Origin of the sequence: Bacillus sp. JCM 19034 (assembly GCF_001310635.1) — a bacterium.
Lineage (GTDB): Bacteria > Bacillota > Bacilli > Bacillales > Bacillaceae_D > Halalkalibacter.
This window is the reverse complement of the sequence record NZ_BAXR01000025.1, coordinates 24,225-43,325: the sequence shown is the minus strand read 5'-3', so window position 1 is coordinate 43,325 and position 19,101 is coordinate 24,225. Positions and strand designations below refer to the sequence as shown.

Below are 19,101 nucleotides of genomic sequence, written 5' to 3'. Positions count from 1 at the left end.
ATTCTCCCGTAAACCTGCACCTATTCCTTTTTTATGAAGGTTTGAATTGCTTTCTCCAGTAAACCTGCACCTATTCTCAATCTGAATTCCCATTACGTAGATCAAGAAACGAGACTGCTTCCCATTTAAACCGCAATTAAATCGCTACCATTCCTCATTCATAAAATAAGAGGAGGCACCCATCTCTCTTATTTAGATTTCCCGTCCACTTCCCGCCTACCTCTGATCCAATAAGCTTGACCATTGTCATCAATGAAAACGGTCGGATCAATATTATCCCACGTTTGATTTGGATCCATAAAATCTGGTGTGTCAGTCATATCGCTACTTACAAGCGGGCCTCCTATAGCATCTGTAAATCCTTCAGCTGGATGATCTGAAACTGCAACGCCGATCGCATATCCACTTTTCTCCAAGATAGGATCATCATTCAGTACGGTTACATACCAATAAAATTTCCTATCTCTCTCTATTGCTAGAGAAGCCCAAGCAGAATCTTCTCTAGCCCATTCGAATGCTGTTCGTGGCAATGTGCCTTCTAATTGCCAGTTGATCATATCTGTAGACGAATAAACATCCCACTCTTTTAAAACATAAAAATAATCAATTTCTCCAGGATAGCCTGCTTGATCTCTACCTACATATAAATAAAACCTTTCCATCATGAACGAGTGCTGTTGGATCAGCACTAAACCTTTCAGTTATGACCGGGTTACCAGCATATGTAATACTAGGTAGCCAGACAAGAGTCGTAAGGCTGTTTCTTCATAATAAACTCCTTTTTAGCTAATATATATAGAAAGGTTGCCTTATAAGTCTATAATGACCATCTAAGACAACCTTCTTGTGAAGAACTATTTTAAGAGAAGCAAACAATCAAATCGTTTTACCAGAACAATTCTTCTAGTGCTTCTTCATGATATTGATTAATCATTTCCGTTAAGTTCTGTGCAATATCATGGGCATTTACTTCCCCATTAATGACCGCTTCCTCAACATTTCCATATTCCCCACCAAAATAAACCTCATCTAGGAATGTTTGGAACCCAGGTGCAGCGGCACCACCTAATGGAATTGGTTCTTTCGCTCTTTCTAAGAAATTAGTAACATACTCTGAATCTGGTAATAAAGTAGCTAACCGATCCCAAATTTCTTGATCATCAATGATAGGTAAACCGTCTGGATGTTGGAACACAAGATCACCGTTATCGTTTTCTAACGTTTCAAATGCGTCTAACTTAGCCAGCCATCCTTCTTTACCCCAACCAAAAAACTTTAATAGTTCATAAGCTTCTCTTGGATGTTCTGTCGATGCTGAAATCGTTCCAAAATCAATAAATGCAGGCTTACGCTCAGTTTCAGCATTATCTCCTTTTGGTACTGGATAAGGAACCCACTTAATCCCTTTATCAACAAACTCAGGTTCTGCAAATAAGCCCATCGTCCACCAAGCATCTAATTGCATCGCTAATCGTCCTGAGCTTGGAGCCCATAACAAGCGATCACCAAATGCCGCTTCAGCTTCATCAGTATCATAGAAAGGTGCATGGACACCACTACGAACAAATTGCCCATGTTGTGTCAATGCATCTGCCCAATCTTCTGATAAATCATATGATTCGCCATCCCAACCAAACTCACCGTCAGCATCTTGATTAATAATCGGTGCCATTGTAAATATTTGTGTGTACGTATTATATCCAAAAATCCCTTGCTCCGGAATGGTCATTTCTTGCATTAACTCAAGCATCTCACTATATGTCCAATCAGGTGAAGGCATATCAACATTTTGTTGATTAAATAAATTCTCATCTAAGTAAATCGTGTATGGCTGATAAGCCGCAGGAGCAGCAAGTTTTCTCTCACCATCAAAATAACCAAATTGTTGTAACGAAGACAAAATTGTGCTAGATTCTGGGTCATTATTAAAGTATTCCGTCATGTCTCCAAGCCAACCATTACGAATAGGAACATCAACATTTCCCATGTACCAAAACACATCTGGTAAGTCACCTGTACTTGCTAAATTCGTAAGATGATCATTCCAACCTTCCTGTTCCAACTCAACTAACTGAACAGTGATATTTGGATATTGATCCATAAATTGATCTGCTAAATAACGATTTAATTCCGTATTAGCCCATGATGCATAAGTAAGAGTAATTTCTTCTGTAGTCATTTCAGACAAACCATCAGAAGAACCATCTGCTTGCTCTGCATCGCCATCACCATTATCATCGATAGGATCAGCGGCACTGTCATCGTTTGAACAACCTACAATTAGTAAAGACAAGACAAAAATGGAAATCAAATAAAAGACCAATTTCTGCTTCATGTTCATTCCCCCATATTTTAATTTTATTTATATCACGGTGATTACTCACCAGCAATACCAGTACGATCAACACTTTCAACAAAGTATCGTTGCAAGAAAAAGTAGATAGCGAGTAAAGGTAATATACTAATCATCGTTCCTGCCATCCGAATTCCCTCATTAATTTTATTCGGGCTATTTTCTGCGACAGGATACATTGCCTCATAGTTTTGTTCAAACTGCTGGAGCTGTAATAAGATCGTCGTTAAACTATTTGACTGACTCGTTAAATAGAGAGTCGTTAAGTACGTCTCATTCCAATACCATACAAATGAAAATAGAAACGATATTATAAACGCTGGTACAGCCATCGGAATCGCAATCTTAAAGAAGCAAATTAATTGATTTGCCCCATCCACTTCTGCAGCTTCATATAATGATTGTGGGGTTTGCTTAAAAAATTGATAGAAAATCAAAATGAAAATCGTACTATATAAGCCTTGCCCCAATGCTGCTGGAACGATAAATGCATTTAAGGAACCAGTTAAATTAAGCTGACTAAACAATTGATATGTCGGCATCATTAATATTTGCGGTGGTACGATAAAACTAAAAATCATTAATCCAAACCATAGTTTTTTTAACGGAAAGGAGTAACGTGCAAATCCATAACCGACTAATGCAGCGACCACCACTTGGAATACAGTTGGTATTGCCGCGATTAGAAAGCTACCGGTAAAAGATTGGCGAATATTCATGACCGAATAGGCTTGCTGATAATTATCAGTATATAAAGTGGATGGAATCCAATTTATCGAGCTATCTAGTAAATCTTCAAGCGATTTAATACTCGTAATAAACATATGGAGTACCGGATACAAGTAAACAAAACCAATACACATGAGAAGTGTATATATAATGACTTTCAATAAAAGTCCTTTACGATTATTGAAGCCGAATAAGAAGCGAAATATTTTTCCCCATACAATAGCTAGCTTTTCTTTCGGCGATCGCTCTTGATCCTTAAAAACGTCTTTACGTTTTGAATAACAGGGATCTCCATGAAATTCCTCCTCTCTAAATCGATCTCTTTGGTGGCTTCTTCTCTCTAAAGATGAAGAAAATTACCACCAATAAAATTGTAATTATGACTGCGTACATCCAAGCCATCGCCGAGGCAAATCCATACCCTCTTGTAGCCGAGAACATATTCGAGTAAATTAATTGAATAATTTGATTCTGATTACTGTTAGCTAACGTAACAAGCGTATAAACAAAGTTAATTAAAATGATCGGCTTAATTGTTGGCAATGTAATTTTCCAAAAACATTCCCAACCAGAGGCACCGTCTATCATCGCTGCCTCATACATCGACGAATCAATTTTTTGTAAGACCGCGAGAAAAATTAAAATTTGGACACCTGAGTACCATAAAATGACAATAATTTGATTAAACAGTTCACTAACGACCTGAGCTAACCACATAGGCAAAAACTGAGTTAAAATACTTAATATTACACCCTGATCAAGCATCGGGATTGACGTTGCCCCCTGGTTAATTAACTGATCAATAACAGGACCACTAGCTACAATCACCGGTAAAAAGAAGATCGTTCGAAATGTCCCTTGAAACTTTACCTTCTGATTCAGAAGCATCGCGATGATTAATGCAAATACAACAATTACTGGAACTCTCAAGGAAATGTTTAGCATGAACTGTAACAACTCTTGGATGAAAAACATATCCTTTAACCAAACGTCAAGGTAATTATTAAAACCGGCGAAACGAAACTGCAACCCAGCAGGAGTAATCCTCATATTATTTAAGCTGAAATAAATGGATTGAATCATCGGCCACATAACGAGAAGTAAAAAGCCAACAATCCAAGGTGAAATAAATAGGTAGCCATAGAGACTTTTTCGATTAAGCTTTATCATGATTGACTCACCACCTTGTATGAAAGACCTTCAATTTCATATCCATCTATTTCACCTTTATCTTCTGAATAGTTCACATACACAACCGTCCCATTTTCGTACGTCACTTTTGTTATGTGACCGAATCGTACATAATCGGTAATAACAGCATCTTGGATCAAATCGTAGATCGAACTAAGCTCATGATAGAACTCGACCATCGTATCTTCATAACGATCATATTTAGAACTATAAATATGAGAAGAATTCGTATACAACAATTCAGATGGATCCTCGTATGTTATATAAAAAGATGGACTGACGCCTTGTTCAACAAGCTTTAAGAAAAACTCTCGTTGATTCGCTTGGAAATTTGTATATTCAGAATACATCGGAACAATCCCTTTTAATGTCAATGCAATAAATGGAATATCTTCATCTGTGAACACATAATTAGAAGAACTCATCGGCAAATCAATAAAGGCATCTGTATACTTCCATAAATAAGCGAACGGTTGCTCCAACATTAAATCAAACGTTTCTGCATATTCTGCGATTGTTGATTCATAGTAATTTTTTGTACGAACCCGGTCGTATTCTTTCCTCCTTTCACTATAAGAAAACAATTCATTCGAAATCCCACTAATCAACACATTCTCGATATCATGATCCTGATATTCCGCCTTCATACGCTCCATGATAGAAACAGTTGAATCTGGTTGCAAGTAGTGAAAGAAATCATACACATTCCCATAAATCTCCTCATTGAATGTTCGTTTATTAAACTTCTTCATCGTTTTATACCGCGACCCACGATTCTCATCTGGATTGGCTCGTAAAGCATCATGATATAGATACATATCGATGTTGTGCTGCTCACTCTCAGCTACTAGTTCACCTAAGGTCATTCCATCTTCTAACGTAGATTCTGGATTAAAGGAACGAATCGGTAACCCACCATAGAAACCTTTATTTTGCCAGCCTTTGTAGGTAGATAAAATCCGTTCAACACCCGAATGCTGCAAGTCATTAAGAATTTCCGCTGCTTGACTAAACGTCGTCATTGGAACTTCTTTCTTAAAGATGAGACCTTCTTCTACATCTGCTCCAAAAAAATCAACTCGTAGTTGGAAATCGTCCCCTTTTTTTGCAATCGCACCTGATGTTAGTAAATAATCACGATACACTTCTGCCAATCCAAAATAAGTAGCTTCATCTTGAGAAACAAATTCATACCTTACTTTAATATCAAAATCGTTCTTTTCTCGTTGTCGGACGACCATCGTTCCTGAATCTTGACTAGTTGGTTGATTGTATACTTGGCGATAAATAAACTTCGTCGTGATCCAGTTATAAGGTAATATCGCTCCACTTGGATAAGCTTCAATTCTGGCACTATATTGACCCTCTTCTATAATTCCTAAATAACCTATTTCAGAGTCTGTTTGGACCATCCCGAACACAGGGGCCAGTATCTTTTCAGGATCGTTATATGGATTCATTCGATTAAATAACGACAATACGTATGAATCATCAATTCCGACATTATCTCCATAAACCATTTTGGAAAAAGGCTGTCGATATCTACCGTCATTATCCTTCAAGTGAATTAATGCTCCTGAACCGTCAGGAATAAACATATACCCTTCTCGTTCACCCAACTTTGAATAACCAAGAAACGGATACACATAAAAACCTGATACTTTATAGCGGTCACTCTCCTCAACAATCGATTCTTGTGGAATTTCAACTGAAATACCTGAATCTGTTAACGTAACGTGAAATTGATAAGAAATCTCTAATTCCGGGTAAGATATATGTGCATCAAACCCAGCTTCATGAAAGTGGAGCTCCTTCTCTGGATTTTCTGAATACATATCCGCACGGTATGTGACAATGTTTGTTCCTACAAGATATTCCATAATAATTGGTGATCTCATGAAGTTCGTCCATTCTTCATTACTATCAACCGGATCTTTTACCGTGGAGTACATAACAGCACCAGTCTCTTTTTCTCTTAAAATAATCGATAGATTCTCCTCTTTTACATAAAGCTCCAGCGTCTCATTCTCTGTAAGAAATTGATGGTCGTCTATTTCTTCCTGCTTCTCTTCAACAACAGTTGGACGATTCTCCATTCCTAAATCATCAATATCAAATTGTTCTGCTTCGGGTACATCAATTGGTGCATCGATCGGTACTTCTCCATCGATCGGGAGCTCCTCCGCTCCTTCCCCTTCAACCTCTTGGCTATCTGGATCAGGTAGCTCCGGCGGTTGAGTAGGATCAATGGTCATTTCTGAATCATCTTTTAAAATCATTACAGTTAAAGAGGTGGCCACTGCTAGAAAAAGGACGAGTTTAATGATTGTTTTTAACTTGATAGATACTTTACCTATTTTCAACTCGATACACCCCCTCATTAAAGATCGAAACGACAAACGTTAACATTTGTGATACTAAAACGTAAACAATAAAGATGAGAAGCACGCCAATTAATAGCGTAAATAATGTTAATAAAATCACTCTAATAGTTTCACGAATCGAATAATCATTAATTTCCTTAATCATAACGAAGACTAAAATCGCAACCCATGAATATATGAAAAAGTTAGCAAACTGCAGTAAATAAATTTCGTTAAATGTTAAAACATTACTCGCAACAATGACAAACGGTTTCAAAATGAAATATGGAGCTAAAGAATAAATGACTCCTGAATAAATCTGCTGGAACTTCCCTTCCCCATCATTAATTGTACAAACTAAATAATGACATACGATAATGAATATCATTGAACTCGTCACAACTAAGAAATCCGTGCCAATTGTATATTCACCATCTTCAACTGTCCTAAAAATAAACCCCGAATAATATTTATCACACACATAGATGATAAAGAAAAACAGTAATAATAGCGTTGAAGATAAAACACTCGTTTTATTTTCATATTTAATGCTATAGAAACTATCTAACGGGTGGCGAAGTAGGTGTTTCAGGAAGACGATATCCTTTAACAATTTCAATTCGTACTTTTTATTGATCCTTTCTTTCCACCTTGCAATATAGCGATACCTTCTTTCAAACATGTTCCATAATTTCTTTAAAACGACCAACCCAACTAATATAAATAAAATCCGAATCATATTTTCACGTAACCAAATATTTCGTAGCTCCCAGAAGGAATCAGAGTAACCTGTTTTATATTTCGCTAAACGAAACGAATCCAACGCTTCATCATACATTTCTTCTTTAAAATAGGCCTCACCTAATCCTAAATTAGCAAAGTCAAACAAACTATTTAAGCGAATGACTTCTTCCCAAGGTTCTTTACTAGCTGCATAATCCCCGTTTTGGTATAACGTAAGCGCTTCATGAACAAGACTAGCAAATTCCGTCGGTTGGAATATTTGAATCTCATTTTTTTCTTGATCAAGTGCATAAATATTATCTTCATCATCTAAAGCGACCGCAGATAATTTCCCAAATACTCCGACACGCTGCCGTCCATTATCACGACCACCAAAAACAAATAACAAATTACCTTCACTTGTATACTCGTAAATAAAACCATTTTCACTTGCAACAAAAATATTATCTAGAGAACCGATATCAATTGAGATCGGGAAGGGATCAAATGCCTGAATATCAATAATGTTTTGACCTGCCATATTCAGTTTTTTAATAGAATCTCTACCTTCACCTTGAGTAACGGTATACACTAAACCACGATTATCAATATTTATATTGGTCGCCGTTGGTGGAACCATATCGATCATTCTACTCAACTGCTCATCAGTAAAAATAGCCCTTCTAAAAACCGTTAACGGGCTAACCCTTGTTTGGTTTGGTGAGAAGTAACCGATAAAGTCACCGGTGTTTGCATTGATCTGAATCATTCCATTCGAATTTCCTCGTGAAATGATATAAACATTATCCCTTTGATCGACAGCAATGCGTTCAGGGACAAAAGTAGAACCGGATCCGAACAAAATACTATCTGGTCTACCAAATTCATCTAATAGCTCTCCTTCTAAAGAGAACACAAAAACCTTTTCTGCGATTTCATCAGCAACATATAATCGATCGTCGGTCAAGAAGATCCCAGTCGGCCGCGTAAGGATATCATCGCCAATAATCCTAATGAATTCGCCATTTTGATCACCAACGATAACGCGACCATGGCCAGTATCTGATACATATATCAATCCATCTGAACTTACTTTTAAATCTGATGCTTGACTAAAAAGTTCATCTCCAAATTTGACAATCGTACTTTTTACTGTATATGCAGTCTGGGTTTCTACATAATTTCCAAAACCATCTTCTGTAAAGGTTTTATATGCTACATTTGCCGACGCATATGAGCTGTTATCGATCAACAACAAGAAGAAGCAGATAAGCCAAATCGTCGTCATTTTGATAATTTTTTTCATTTAGACACCTACTTTAACCCAGAATGTGACATTGTGTTCATGACCATACTTTGTAAAATGATAAATAAGATTAGATTTGGTACAAACATAATCAAGGAAGCAACTGCGGCCATCCCCTGACCAACAACAACATTCGTATCAGCAACTAACGTATTCATGAAAAATGCTAACGTCCTCATATTTTCACTCGTCGTATATAAAACCGATGTCTCAAGGTCATTCCATACGAGCTGGAAGGCTAGTATCGCTGCTGTTGCAACGGCTGGTTTAATTAATGGCAATATAATTTTGAAATAAATACGTAAATCACTCGCACCATCAATAATCGCTGCTTCAATTAATGAATCAGGAATTTGATCAATAAATTGCTTTAACAGAAACACACCTACTGGCATTGCTAATAACGGTAATATGTGAGCAAAAAACGTATCTTCAATTCCTAAAAATGACACCGTTAAGAAACGTGGAATCGTTACTGCAATTGGAACAAACATAAGTGCTAAATTGTTAATTTCAAAAAAGGTAAATTTTCCTCTAAATTGTTTTTTCGATAAAACATAACCAGCCATTGATGATATTAATACCGAAAGAAAGACCACTGCTAGAGTTACAATGGCACTATTTAAAATGTAACGACTTAAAGGAATGCCCGACGAATTAGCGAGTTCAAACAAATTATGAAAATTGTCAAAGGTCGGCCGATAAACAAAAAATCTAGGCGGAAACGCATATAACTCATCTAACGGTTTAAAAGCATGGTTAAAAATGAATACAATCGGTAAAACCATGAATATAGCAAATGGTATTAACACCGCATAAAATTTCAATTGGCTTTTATGGAATTTTTTTGGATTCGATCCATTGACTTTCAGAGCCATAGTATCTTTCCTTTCTAGGATTCACTAAATAGTTTTTTCGAAATGTAAGAGAATAAATAGATAATCAGTAAAAGAACTACTGAAAGTGCTGCTGCATAGCCCATTTCAAATCGAATAAACCCATAATCCTCAATATGATTTACAATTAATTGACCTGCATAATTCGGCGTCGGGTTTGAGCCTGTCAGCTGGACCCCAATCATACCTGTCGCAAACGTATTAACAATCGCCATTACGGCACCAAATAACATTTGTGGCTTCATTGAAGGAATCGTGATATAAAAAAGTTCTTGAACTCGATTCCGAATACCATCAATAGCCCCAGCCTCATAAAGGGACTCATCAACATTAAGTACACCAGCAAGCATCGCTAAAAACCCAACGCCCATACTACTCCAAAGAGCAACAATAATCATAATAAATAGGATAAAGCGACTATCTTGCAAGAAAACAATCGGCTCTGTAATAAAGCCCCAATTAATTAAAAGGCTGTTCACATAACCTGATTGGTTCCCACTAAAAATAACTGTCCAAACTACCGCCATCGCTACACCTTGTGTCATAGATGGAGAATAAAAAATTAATGCAAGAATCATCCTCATTTTAGGAGTAATTTGTGCAAGACTCCATGCTAAAAGGAATGCTAAAAGGTATCCTCCAGGTCCTACGATAAGGGCAAATAATACAGTATTAGGCAATACATATTGCATGAAAATTTCATCTTGTGTTAACAAATTAATATAGTTTAAAAATCCTATAAACGATGGCGTTTCTATCGTATTAAAGTTAGTAAACGATAAATAAATTGCCATAATAATCGGTATAATGATAAAAAGGGAGAACATGAGAATATAAGGTAGCAAAAATATATAAGGAATTTTCTTTTGCCTACGTGCCGATTTTAAATCAGGGTCTACCTTTTTATGGCATCTCTTTCTATTAACGGCTCTCCCTCTCTATTAATCTGTTGCATATAAGGGCCTCCTGCTAATTCAAATTAAATTCAGGGTTAGGATATTCTTCAATTAACTCACCGTCTTTAATATATTCAAACTCTTCTAACTTCCTCTGTGTTTCACGATTAATTCTCTTACTTGCTAGATCGATGGCTGTACGTAAATTTTCCCCATCTAAAATAATTGAGTTGTAGGCATTGCTCACTTCACGCTCGAGCATATAACTTCCTGGAACCCGCGGAACCTCTGTCACCCATTCTGTTTGTGCTATAATCGTTTCTTTATGCGAGCTGTTCCACGGAAGCCCTGCATACGCTTCAATATTTGCTGTGTTCCAAATATACTCCTCACCATATGTGATTTGTAGCGTATTACCAAATGCAATTTGCACGTCAGTACTAGACCACCATTTCAAAAACTCCCATGCTTCATCTTTTAATTCGCTATCATCAAAAATAATGTTGCTCTCTGCTCCTCCTGCTGACCACCTTTGGATTTCACCATCTTCACTTTCAATTCCCGGCATTAAAGCAATATCCCAAGAATTGGCTATTTCTGGTGCAGCGTTTAAAATCAAGTTATACATAAAATAATCTGAAATCCCGATTGGCAAAGAACCATCTCTAAATTGTTGATAAAAGCTAGGAACATCATATGGAGCATTGTAAATGGTAAAGAGCTCTGTTAATTGTCTCATCCCCTCAACCGAAGCGTTTTCATTAAAATGTGTTCGATCGATGCTCTCTCCATAAAAGCGACCATCATTCTGATATATGAGCGGCATTGTACCTGGGAATAATTTAATACCAGGCATTCCAGCCGTAGGATAGAAGAAATTCATACCTCTTCTTCTTAGCTCTGGTAAGTAAGTTTGTAATTCATCAATGGTTTCAGGAACAGGTAATTCTAGTGACTCTAAAATGTCTTTGCGATAAAACATGACCCAAAAATTCATTGTATCTGGCAAGGCATAAATTCCATCTCCAACAGTAGCTGGAATATGTAAGCCTTCTGGAAATCTTGTTTGGATCTCAGGGAAATCTTCAAATTCTTTTAAATCCTGCAATGCACCTCGGATCGCGATTTCAAATGGTAGGGCATAATTTACTCCAACAGCCACATCTGGTGCCTCACCAGCTGCATTTGCAAGAATCAATTTATTTTGATCAGGCATGATTGAAATATCAACTTGAATACCGGTTTCTGGTGTAAATTGTTCGTCAATCATCTGTTGAATAATTTCAATGTATTGCCTTGGGCGGTTGATCCACACTTGGAGATGATCAGGATTTTTACGGTCAATTGAATAATCTTGGTCTCCAAAAGACTGAAAGAGTCGAACTAACTTTGCTTGTTGGGCTTGAATAAAGCCTGCTTTGGAAGGCAATTCAGCTTCATCTTGATATAAATAAATGCGGTCAAACGCAATTCCATTATCAATAACAGACTGGAGTAAATTACCTAATTGAGCAGTAACAGAATTTGTCCCCGTTGATAATTCATTTTTTCGAACAACTAATCGATCTATATCATCTGCTAAACTTCTTAATTGCTGCTCTGCAATGTTTAGATTTGCAAATGCTCCAATTTGAGGAACGTCAGGATTGTAAACGCTTACTACTTCGTACAAAGCAAGCATCGTATCAGCATGTTATTAATTGTTCTGTCACTCCTGGGATAAACTCTTCTACATTGATGTCTCGATGTCGGTCTGCATTTGGACCTGCTAAATTATTTAATTCTAAAGAAAGTAGTTGAATTTCATAAATAAGCTGTTCAACCGCTTCAATCGTCTCCTTAAGTGGATCTAAACTAATCACAAAACTTAACGTATTCAACCCCTCCTCTAAGTAAATTGGGATTGGTGTGTCAGACTCGAAATCTGTTACGGTGTGTACCTTAAATTCAGTCGTATAATCTAAAGGGTAATTTTGGTATTCGGCAACTGGAATTTCATCATTAATAAGAATATGAATAAAGACTGGAAAATCATCTCTAGCCCGTTGACGATAATTCATACCCAAGTAGTAGAATCCTGCTTCTTCAACCTCAAATTCATAACTGACTTTTTGACCAGCATTTTTAAAGGAACTGTCATCAAGAAAATTGAGCACTCGCTTACTAGAATGATACGGTTCTAAATCGATATTAAAGGCAGCACCTGCACGAATAGATGAATCGTTCCGATACATAATATTTTCTCCTTGTATCGTAATCATCTGGTTACCACTCGCTTCTGAATATTCATAATTATCCAAATTCTCTTGTCCTACTAATCGAAGCTCTTTAATCAACAAATTTCCTTCTTGAACAGATAACGTTAATTTATTATCTCCTTTCTCTAGAGGTATTAATAATGGCTCACTCGATCGGTAACTTGAATCTACTAAAAATTTATCTTGCCATTCGTAAACTTTATAAGGCTGTGGGACAATTTCGTTACCGTATTTATCGAGTGGAATCGTGTCTGGTGATGCCCACTTGCTTTCAAAGATAAGATTCCTTAATTCATAGTATGGAGTTTCTCCATTCACTCTTAATGAGAGCTGTGTTGGTAGCACATTCTCATCATCAATCAAATACTTGAGAGCGATTTTGTAATCATTATCCTCTGGGGCATTGATACGTAATGTCACGTCTTTGTTTCGCTCAACCTTTATCACTTCTTCTCCCTCGTACATTGTTAGATCACTAGAATCAGAAACAATTTCACCCATTTGATCTAATACAATATCATCTCCTACATATACGCTCTCAATTTTTGATAAATACGAACTATATTTCTCATCAAGAACGGATTCCCTTTCCATAAAGCCAGTTTCCATTTCTTCATTAGGAAGTTCACCTTCAGCAAAGCTTACCTCACTTAAGAACGATGAACCTATAATAATGCAAACAATAATGGAGAAGAAAAACTTGCGTATTAGCTTCATCCTCATCTATTCATTCCCCCTTACATTCTTCCTAGAGCTATAATGAAACGCTTACACACAAGAGCAAAAAATAATTCACATTTTTATTAAAACGTTAACATCCTAATTTTGACCTAATTATAGTTATTAATAAATATGTTTGTCAATAACTGTTTTTTCGCTTATTTTTTTCTTTTTCAATGATTAACTTTTATATATTTGTTAACGCTCTCTTGTTATTTACAAAATTATACAGAAGGATTCGGTAAGATCAATGGAAACATCGATAAATACCTTAACAATATCAAGAATCATTTAATTAATCGTTTTATTAATAAAGAGCTACTTTATAGCAAAAAAAAAATAAAAAAAAGTACATGGATGTCACCATGTACTTTCCAACTTACCTTTAATCCGTATCTTCTAGTAAATTCGTTTTTGAAACAACCATTCCATCCTGATCGACATACACATATAAACCAGGAGTCCAATCTACGCTTGCAAAATGAAAGGAAACATTTTTTTCACCCGCACGTTCCTTAGAGCTTAGCACTGGGTTTGTACCTATTGCTAACATACTAATATTCGACTCATTAATAACCGTAGAGTCACGTATACATCCATACACAATGAACCCTGAAATACCTTTTTTCACTGCTTTTTCTACTAGCTCCTTACCAATTAAAGCCGAACGCCTGGAACCTGATCCATGTATGACAACGACACTGCCTTCAGCTGCCTCATCAATTACTTCATCAATCAATGCGTAATCTTCATAAACTTTTACTGTTACGACAGGACCTGAAAAGGCTTTCTTATTTCCGTAAAATTGAAATAACGAACTTTCGGCTACGATTATATTGCCTTTATGTTCATCACAGAGTAATGAAGTAGTGAAACTCAAATGTGTCCCTCCTAAATGATTATTATCCTATTCATTATTACTATTATTTTAACACATTTTCTTATAGTAGAAATCCGCTATTTCGTTATAATTCTGCTTTTTTTATATCATTTGTTTAACAAACAGTCATAATTTGAATGTTTTACTAAAATAAACTTGTTAAAAAGTTAACAAAGCGTTATTATCATTTACATATACATTAATCATTTGACGATGGAGGAACTAGATGCAATTAGATATATCTGATAAATCACTTCCTGTCTATGAAGCACTTGCCAGTAAAGTTCGCCTAGCTTTAATTCAACACCTTAATAATAAATCTATGAATATTCGTGAGTTAGCTGAAGCTTCTGGTTTAAGTAGTGCGATTATGACAATGCACATTAAAAAGCTCGAAAAAGCCGGTATCATTCGTACTGAGATGATTCCTGGGAGGGGCGGTGTTCAAAAGCTTTGTATTTTGAATACAGAAAAAATAGAAATCCTTTTTCCAAATCACCAGCAATTAAAAAAAGAATTTTATCATACAGAAGTATCAGTAGGTCATTATACCGATTTCTTAGTTAAACCTACTTGCGGTTTAGCAACAACTGAGAAATATGTTGGTGAATTTGATGAGCCACGTTATTTCTTAGATCCACAACGCGTTAACGCGAAAATACTATGGTTTAGTGAAGGGTTTGTTGAATATAAAATCCCGAATTTTCTACTTTCTAGTCAAGAACCAGAAGAATTAGAAATTTCCTTTGAGGCTTCTTCAGAAGCTCCTTTTACAAATGACAACTGGCCATCCGACATTACATTTGAACTAAATAAAGTAGAAGTAGGTACATGGACAAGTCCTGGAGATTATGGTGACCGTCCTGGAAAATACACACCTGATTGGTGGCCACGGATCATCAATCAATACGGAATATTAAAAATCTTACGTATTTCGAAGGATGGTACGTATATCGATGGTCAACAAATTTCACCTGTCACGATTCATGATGTTAACGTCCTTGATAAACAATGGTCATTTCGTATTTCCGTTAAAGAAGATGCTAAGCATGTTGGTGGTTTAACCTTATTCGGTTCAGGATTTGGTAACTATAATCAAGATCTCGTATTTAGGCTCTATTATAAGAACAAAGATTTGACGAGATGTAATAAAACATTACAAGTATAAAAAGAGGGCTACTCAACTTACTTTCATGATGGGTAGCACTCTTTTCACTTTATAGTTTCGTTCTTAGATTATTGTCACAACTAACCCTACTAAGCGTGTTTATCAAGTTTCTTTGTAAAAAAATTAGAGCAAATTAAAAGTACAATTCCTCCTATGAAAGCAGGTATAGATAAATTAGAGAAAATCTCTGGACCATTTGTAATCATGCCTATCATATCATTAAAAGCAAACCCGAGAATAAATAAAACAAAGCCTAACCAATAAATAACCTTACCTACATTCGTATGTTTCTTCATATTTACCTCCTATATATTAGGCAGTAAATCAGATGTAGTGACATAACTCTTGATTCCCGATTTCATCCGAAAGTAATAAGATTTATGTCTCTCCGTTGTTCATATTACCATGTCTAATGAATAAAACGAAACATCTCTCCCTTAAACACCACGAAAAACATCAGTCATAAATTCTTGCATTAATGGACTAATTGGTCGATCATTTCGATAAACGATCGAAATAGAACGATTATGAGAAAATTGTGGTAACGGCATATATGTTAATTTCCCTTGTTTCGCTTCTTCTTCTACTGCCCGTTCCGAAAGAATGGATGCCCCGCTCCCGAGAATCACCATTTTTTTTATTGCTTCAATACTCGTTAGTTCCATTTGAATATGAAGCTTAATCTTTTCACTTTCCATCCACTCATTTACGATCTCACGCGTTGAACCAGATTGATGAAGATAAATAGGTAACTGTTGTAGATCATCAACCACAATTTGCTGTTTTTCGGCTAACGGATGACTTGGTGAAAGAACTAACACTAACCGATCAGGGACAATGTCTTTACATGTTAATAATGAGTGTTTAATAAGCTGAGTTGAAACAATCCCAAAATCAACCTCCTTCGCTTGAATCATTTTAATAATAGTCGGGGCTGAGTGAACATGTAACGTAATTTGCACATTTGGACGCTTAACAAAAAAGCCACTACAAATGGGCGGTAATACATAGCTAGCTGGAATTGTACTTGCTCCTATGTGCAGTTCCCCTCTTTTATAAGATTGATAGTCCTTCATAACTCGCTTCGTTTCTGACACGAGGCGGAGAATCTTCTCAGCATATTGAAACAGCATCGCTCCTGCTGATGTTAACACGATCTCTTCACCTTTTTGTTCATATAATGTAACTCCTAATGAATCTCGCAATTTTTTTAAATGAAATGAGACCGTCGGCTGTTTCAAATTCAACTCATGAGCTACCTTCGTTACATTTTTACTTTGACAAAAACGATAAAAAATATCGAGTTGTTGTATATTCATTTGTAAATCTCTCCACCTCTATCATAGATTATTTCTATCATAACATGGGTAACTTATCGAAATTGTTAATAAGATGTTAAAAAGACGTTAACACTCTATTAACATTACTCCTTTATCGTAGTGATTAAGAAAGATATTTCAATAGAGAGGAGAGCTATGATTGAACATTGAAATAAAGTCGATCCATAAATCGTTTGGTTCCTTGCAAGCATTAAAGCCACTTACCCTTTCAATTCCATCAGGTGCATTTGTAAGTCTGCTCGGACCGTCTGGATGTGGAAAAACGACACTTTTACGAATTATCGCCGGCTTAGAGGAAGCTGATGGTGGGACGATCATGATGAATGAGACGACCATCTACTCTGATGAGAAGAACATTCATGTTCCCCCGCAAAAAAGAGGGATTGGAATGGTATTTCAGGATTTTGCCCTTTGGCGCATATGACGGTTTTTGAAAATGTCGCCTACGGTCTAAAGGCTAACGGAAAGAAAAAAGGCTTAAAAGAGAAAGTTGCAACCGCGTTAAAAAATGTTCAGCTTTCTGAATATAGTGAGCGCTACCCCCATCAACTATCTGGAGGGCAGCAACAACGTGTTGCCATTGCTAGGGCAATCGCTAATGACCCTGCTGTCATCTTAATGGACGAGCCGTTAAGTGCATTGGATGCTACATTACGCGATGAGATGCGAATTTTATTGCAATCACTCGTAAAAAGGTTACGTATGACTGCCATTTATGTTACCCATGATCAAAATGAAGCGATGTCAATGTCTGATTACGTTGTCGTAATGAATTCTGGGACGTTGTTGCAAGAGGGGACACCCGAAGACATTTACCGTAATCCGCACACGAAGGAAGTTGCTGCTTTTATCGGAAAGGGGACGATTTGGGAAGGACATCTTTTAACTAAAGGAGACAAAACGTATGTCAAGGTCGAGCCCGACTTATGCTTCCCACTTACGAACAGTGACACAAACGTGATCCATAATGAGCCTTGTACGATCGTTGTTCGTCCAGAGCATGTCCGTCTATCACAAGTTGCGTTCAATGGTGCAGAAGTTGGTACCATTGAGACAGTTAGTTTTTTAGGTGAACGATATGAAGTTACGTTTCGCGTCGGACAAAAAGAAAAACGATTATTTGCTTATTCTTATGACCGATTCACACCAGGACAACAAATGTATTTTACCGTTATGACAGATTCTATTCATTTCATTCAATCATTAGGAGGTATGACTCATGAAACAGCTTAAAGCGACACTATTTTCATTATTATTAATTATTGTATTAGCAGCATGTGCACAAACTGGGCAAGAAACTCAATCCGATTCTTCTGAAAATACGGATGAACCATTAGAAGTCCAAGGGGACGAAACAAATACTAGTAACGATACTCTGACATTATACACAGCAGGTCCTGCTGGAATGGCTGAACGTTTAGCGGAGGTGTTCACAGAAGAAACAGGTATAAAAGTTGACATGTTTCAAGGAACTACTGGAGATGTACTCGGCCGTCTTGAAGCAGAAGAAAGCAATCCTCTTGCTGATGTAGTTGTATTAGCCTCTTTACCACCTGCTGTTGATTTTAAGGAAAAAGGTCTATCAGTTGCCTACGAATCAGAATATGCTGATTCGCTTCATGACGGCTGGTATGATGAGGATTTTCATTTTTATGGCTTTAGTGCCTCTGCCTTAGGATTAAGCTATAACACAAATTTAGTATCTGAACCACCAACTGATTGGTCTGATTTAACAGCTGATGAATACAATGGCCAATTAGCGATCCCTGATCCTACTCAATCTGGAACTGCACGAGACTTTATTGCCGCTTTCATTAATCAAGAGGACGAAAGTGGTTGGGAATTATTTGAACAATTAAAGGAAAATGGATTGAAAATGGAAGGAGCCAATAACCCTGCACTACAAACGGTCATTTCAGGAGCGAATTCTATTGTAATGGCTGGTGTTGATTATATGGTTTACAACAATATGGAAAATGGCGAACCAGTTGATATCATTTTCCCTGAAAGTGGTACGATGATTACACCACGCCCAGCTTTCATATTAGAAAGCTCGCAAAATCTCGATGCTGCTAAGCAATACATCGATTTCATTCTTTCTGATAAGGGGCAAGAAATTGTTGCAGATGCCTATTTAATCCCAGCACGATTCGATATAGAGCCAGCTGATATCCGCGTTGGAATCGAAGAAATTCCGACGTTAGACTACGATTGGGCTTACCTTGAAGAGCATACACAAACGATATTAGATCAATTCATGGAGCTGATCCGATAACGA

The 19,101-nt window shown here is 36.7% G+C and carries 15 protein-coding genes and 1 pseudogene; 3 read left to right on the top strand and 13 right to left on the bottom strand.

Annotated features, from left to right (window positions below; genetic code table 11):
* Positions 1–188: 188 nt before the first annotated feature.
* The 11 genes from JCM19034_RS18910 to rraA all read right to left on the bottom strand — a co-directional run bounded on the left by JCM19034_RS18910 (position 189) and on the right by rraA (position 14,315).
* A complete protein-coding gene (locus JCM19034_RS18910) occupies positions 189–689 on the bottom strand; it encodes a family 43 glycosylhydrolase (RefSeq protein WP_197276455.1) in 501 nt (166 codons plus the stop codon).
* A gap of 197 nt (positions 690–886) precedes the next feature.
* Positions 887–2,335 carry an ABC transporter substrate-binding protein gene (locus JCM19034_RS18905; protein WP_062052242.1) on the bottom strand — a complete coding sequence of 483 codons (1,449 nt, stop codon included), beginning with the start codon at positions 2,333–2,335 and terminating at the stop codon, positions 887–889.
* 41 nt (positions 2,336–2,376) lie between these two features.
* The gene (locus tag JCM19034_RS18900; protein WP_231687044.1) at positions 2,377–3,243 is read right to left on the bottom strand and encodes a carbohydrate ABC transporter permease; all 867 of its coding nucleotides are present in this window, start codon (positions 3,241–3,243) and stop codon (positions 2,377–2,379) included.
* Between the two features lie 148 nt (positions 3,244–3,391).
* Entirely contained in the window at positions 3,392–4,252 is an 861-nt protein-coding gene (locus JCM19034_RS18895) for a carbohydrate ABC transporter permease (RefSeq protein WP_062052238.1), read from the bottom strand.
* Entirely contained in the window at positions 4,249–6,636 is a 2,388-nt protein-coding gene (locus JCM19034_RS18890; protein WP_062052235.1) for a DUF5696 domain-containing protein, read from the bottom strand. Before JCM19034_RS18890 ends, JCM19034_RS18895 begins: the two co-directional genes overlap by 4 nt.
* Complete coding sequence (locus JCM19034_RS18885; RefSeq protein ID WP_062052233.1) at positions 6,623–8,665, bottom strand: YIP1 family protein; 2,043 nt, start codon at positions 8,663–8,665, stop codon at positions 6,623–6,625. The genes JCM19034_RS18890 and JCM19034_RS18885 overlap by 14 nt, the downstream gene beginning before the upstream one ends.
* Positions 8,666–8,673: 8 nt before the next feature.
* Positions 8,674–9,543, bottom strand: coding sequence for a carbohydrate ABC transporter permease (locus tag JCM19034_RS18880; protein WP_062052231.1), 870 nt, complete (start codon positions 9,541–9,543; stop codon positions 8,674–8,676).
* A 14-nt stretch (positions 9,544–9,557) separates the two neighbouring features.
* Positions 9,558–10,355, bottom strand: coding sequence for a carbohydrate ABC transporter permease (locus tag JCM19034_RS18875; RefSeq protein WP_231687043.1), 798 nt, complete (start codon positions 10,353–10,355; stop codon positions 9,558–9,560).
* 175 nt (positions 10,356–10,530) lie between these two features.
* The gene (locus JCM19034_RS18870; RefSeq protein ID WP_197276454.1) at positions 10,531–12,129 is read right to left on the bottom strand and encodes an ABC transporter substrate-binding protein; all 1,599 of its coding nucleotides are present in this window, start codon (positions 12,127–12,129) and stop codon (positions 10,531–10,533) included.
* Between the two features lie 13 nt (positions 12,130–12,142).
* Positions 12,143–13,438: a hypothetical protein gene (locus JCM19034_RS18865; protein ID WP_062052224.1), complete on the bottom strand. Its 1,296-nt coding sequence runs from the start codon at positions 13,436–13,438 to the stop codon at positions 12,143–12,145.
* Between the two features lie 382 nt (positions 13,439–13,820).
* Positions 13,821–14,315: a ribonuclease E activity regulator RraA gene (gene rraA / locus JCM19034_RS18860; RefSeq protein ID WP_062052222.1), complete on the bottom strand. Its 495-nt coding sequence runs from the start codon at positions 14,313–14,315 to the stop codon at positions 13,821–13,823.
* A gap of 226 nt (positions 14,316–14,541) precedes the next feature.
* Between rraA and JCM19034_RS18855 the strand changes: the two genes are divergently transcribed.
* Positions 14,542–15,483, top strand: a complete 942-nt coding sequence (locus tag JCM19034_RS18855) for a transcriptional regulator (protein ID WP_062052220.1) — start codon at positions 14,542–14,544, stop codon at positions 15,481–15,483.
* 89 nt (positions 15,484–15,572) lie between these two features.
* Here JCM19034_RS18855 and JCM19034_RS18850 read toward each other — a convergent pair whose 3' ends face one another.
* Both JCM19034_RS18850 and JCM19034_RS18845 read right to left on the bottom strand, forming a co-directional pair.
* Positions 15,573–15,779: a hypothetical protein gene (locus JCM19034_RS18850; RefSeq protein ID WP_062052217.1), complete on the bottom strand. Its 207-nt coding sequence runs from the start codon at positions 15,777–15,779 to the stop codon at positions 15,573–15,575.
* 141 nt (positions 15,780–15,920) lie between these two features.
* Positions 15,921–16,802, bottom strand: coding sequence for a LysR family transcriptional regulator (locus JCM19034_RS18845; protein ID WP_062052216.1), 882 nt, complete (start codon positions 16,800–16,802; stop codon positions 15,921–15,923).
* A gap of 160 nt (positions 16,803–16,962) precedes the next feature.
* On the opposite strand from JCM19034_RS18845, the pseudogene JCM19034_RS18835 reads away from it, so the two are divergent.
* Together JCM19034_RS18835 and JCM19034_RS18830 are read left to right on the top strand one after the other, a co-directional pair.
* Positions 16,963–18,056, top strand: a pseudogene (locus tag JCM19034_RS18835) (ABC transporter ATP-binding protein).
* Positions 18,043–19,098 carry an ABC transporter substrate-binding protein gene (locus JCM19034_RS18830; RefSeq protein ID WP_062052210.1) on the top strand — a complete coding sequence of 352 codons (1,056 nt, stop codon included), beginning with the start codon at positions 18,043–18,045 and terminating at the stop codon, positions 19,096–19,098. Before JCM19034_RS18835 ends, JCM19034_RS18830 begins: the two are co-directional and overlap by 14 nt.
* Positions 19,099–19,101: the final 3 nt, after the last annotated feature.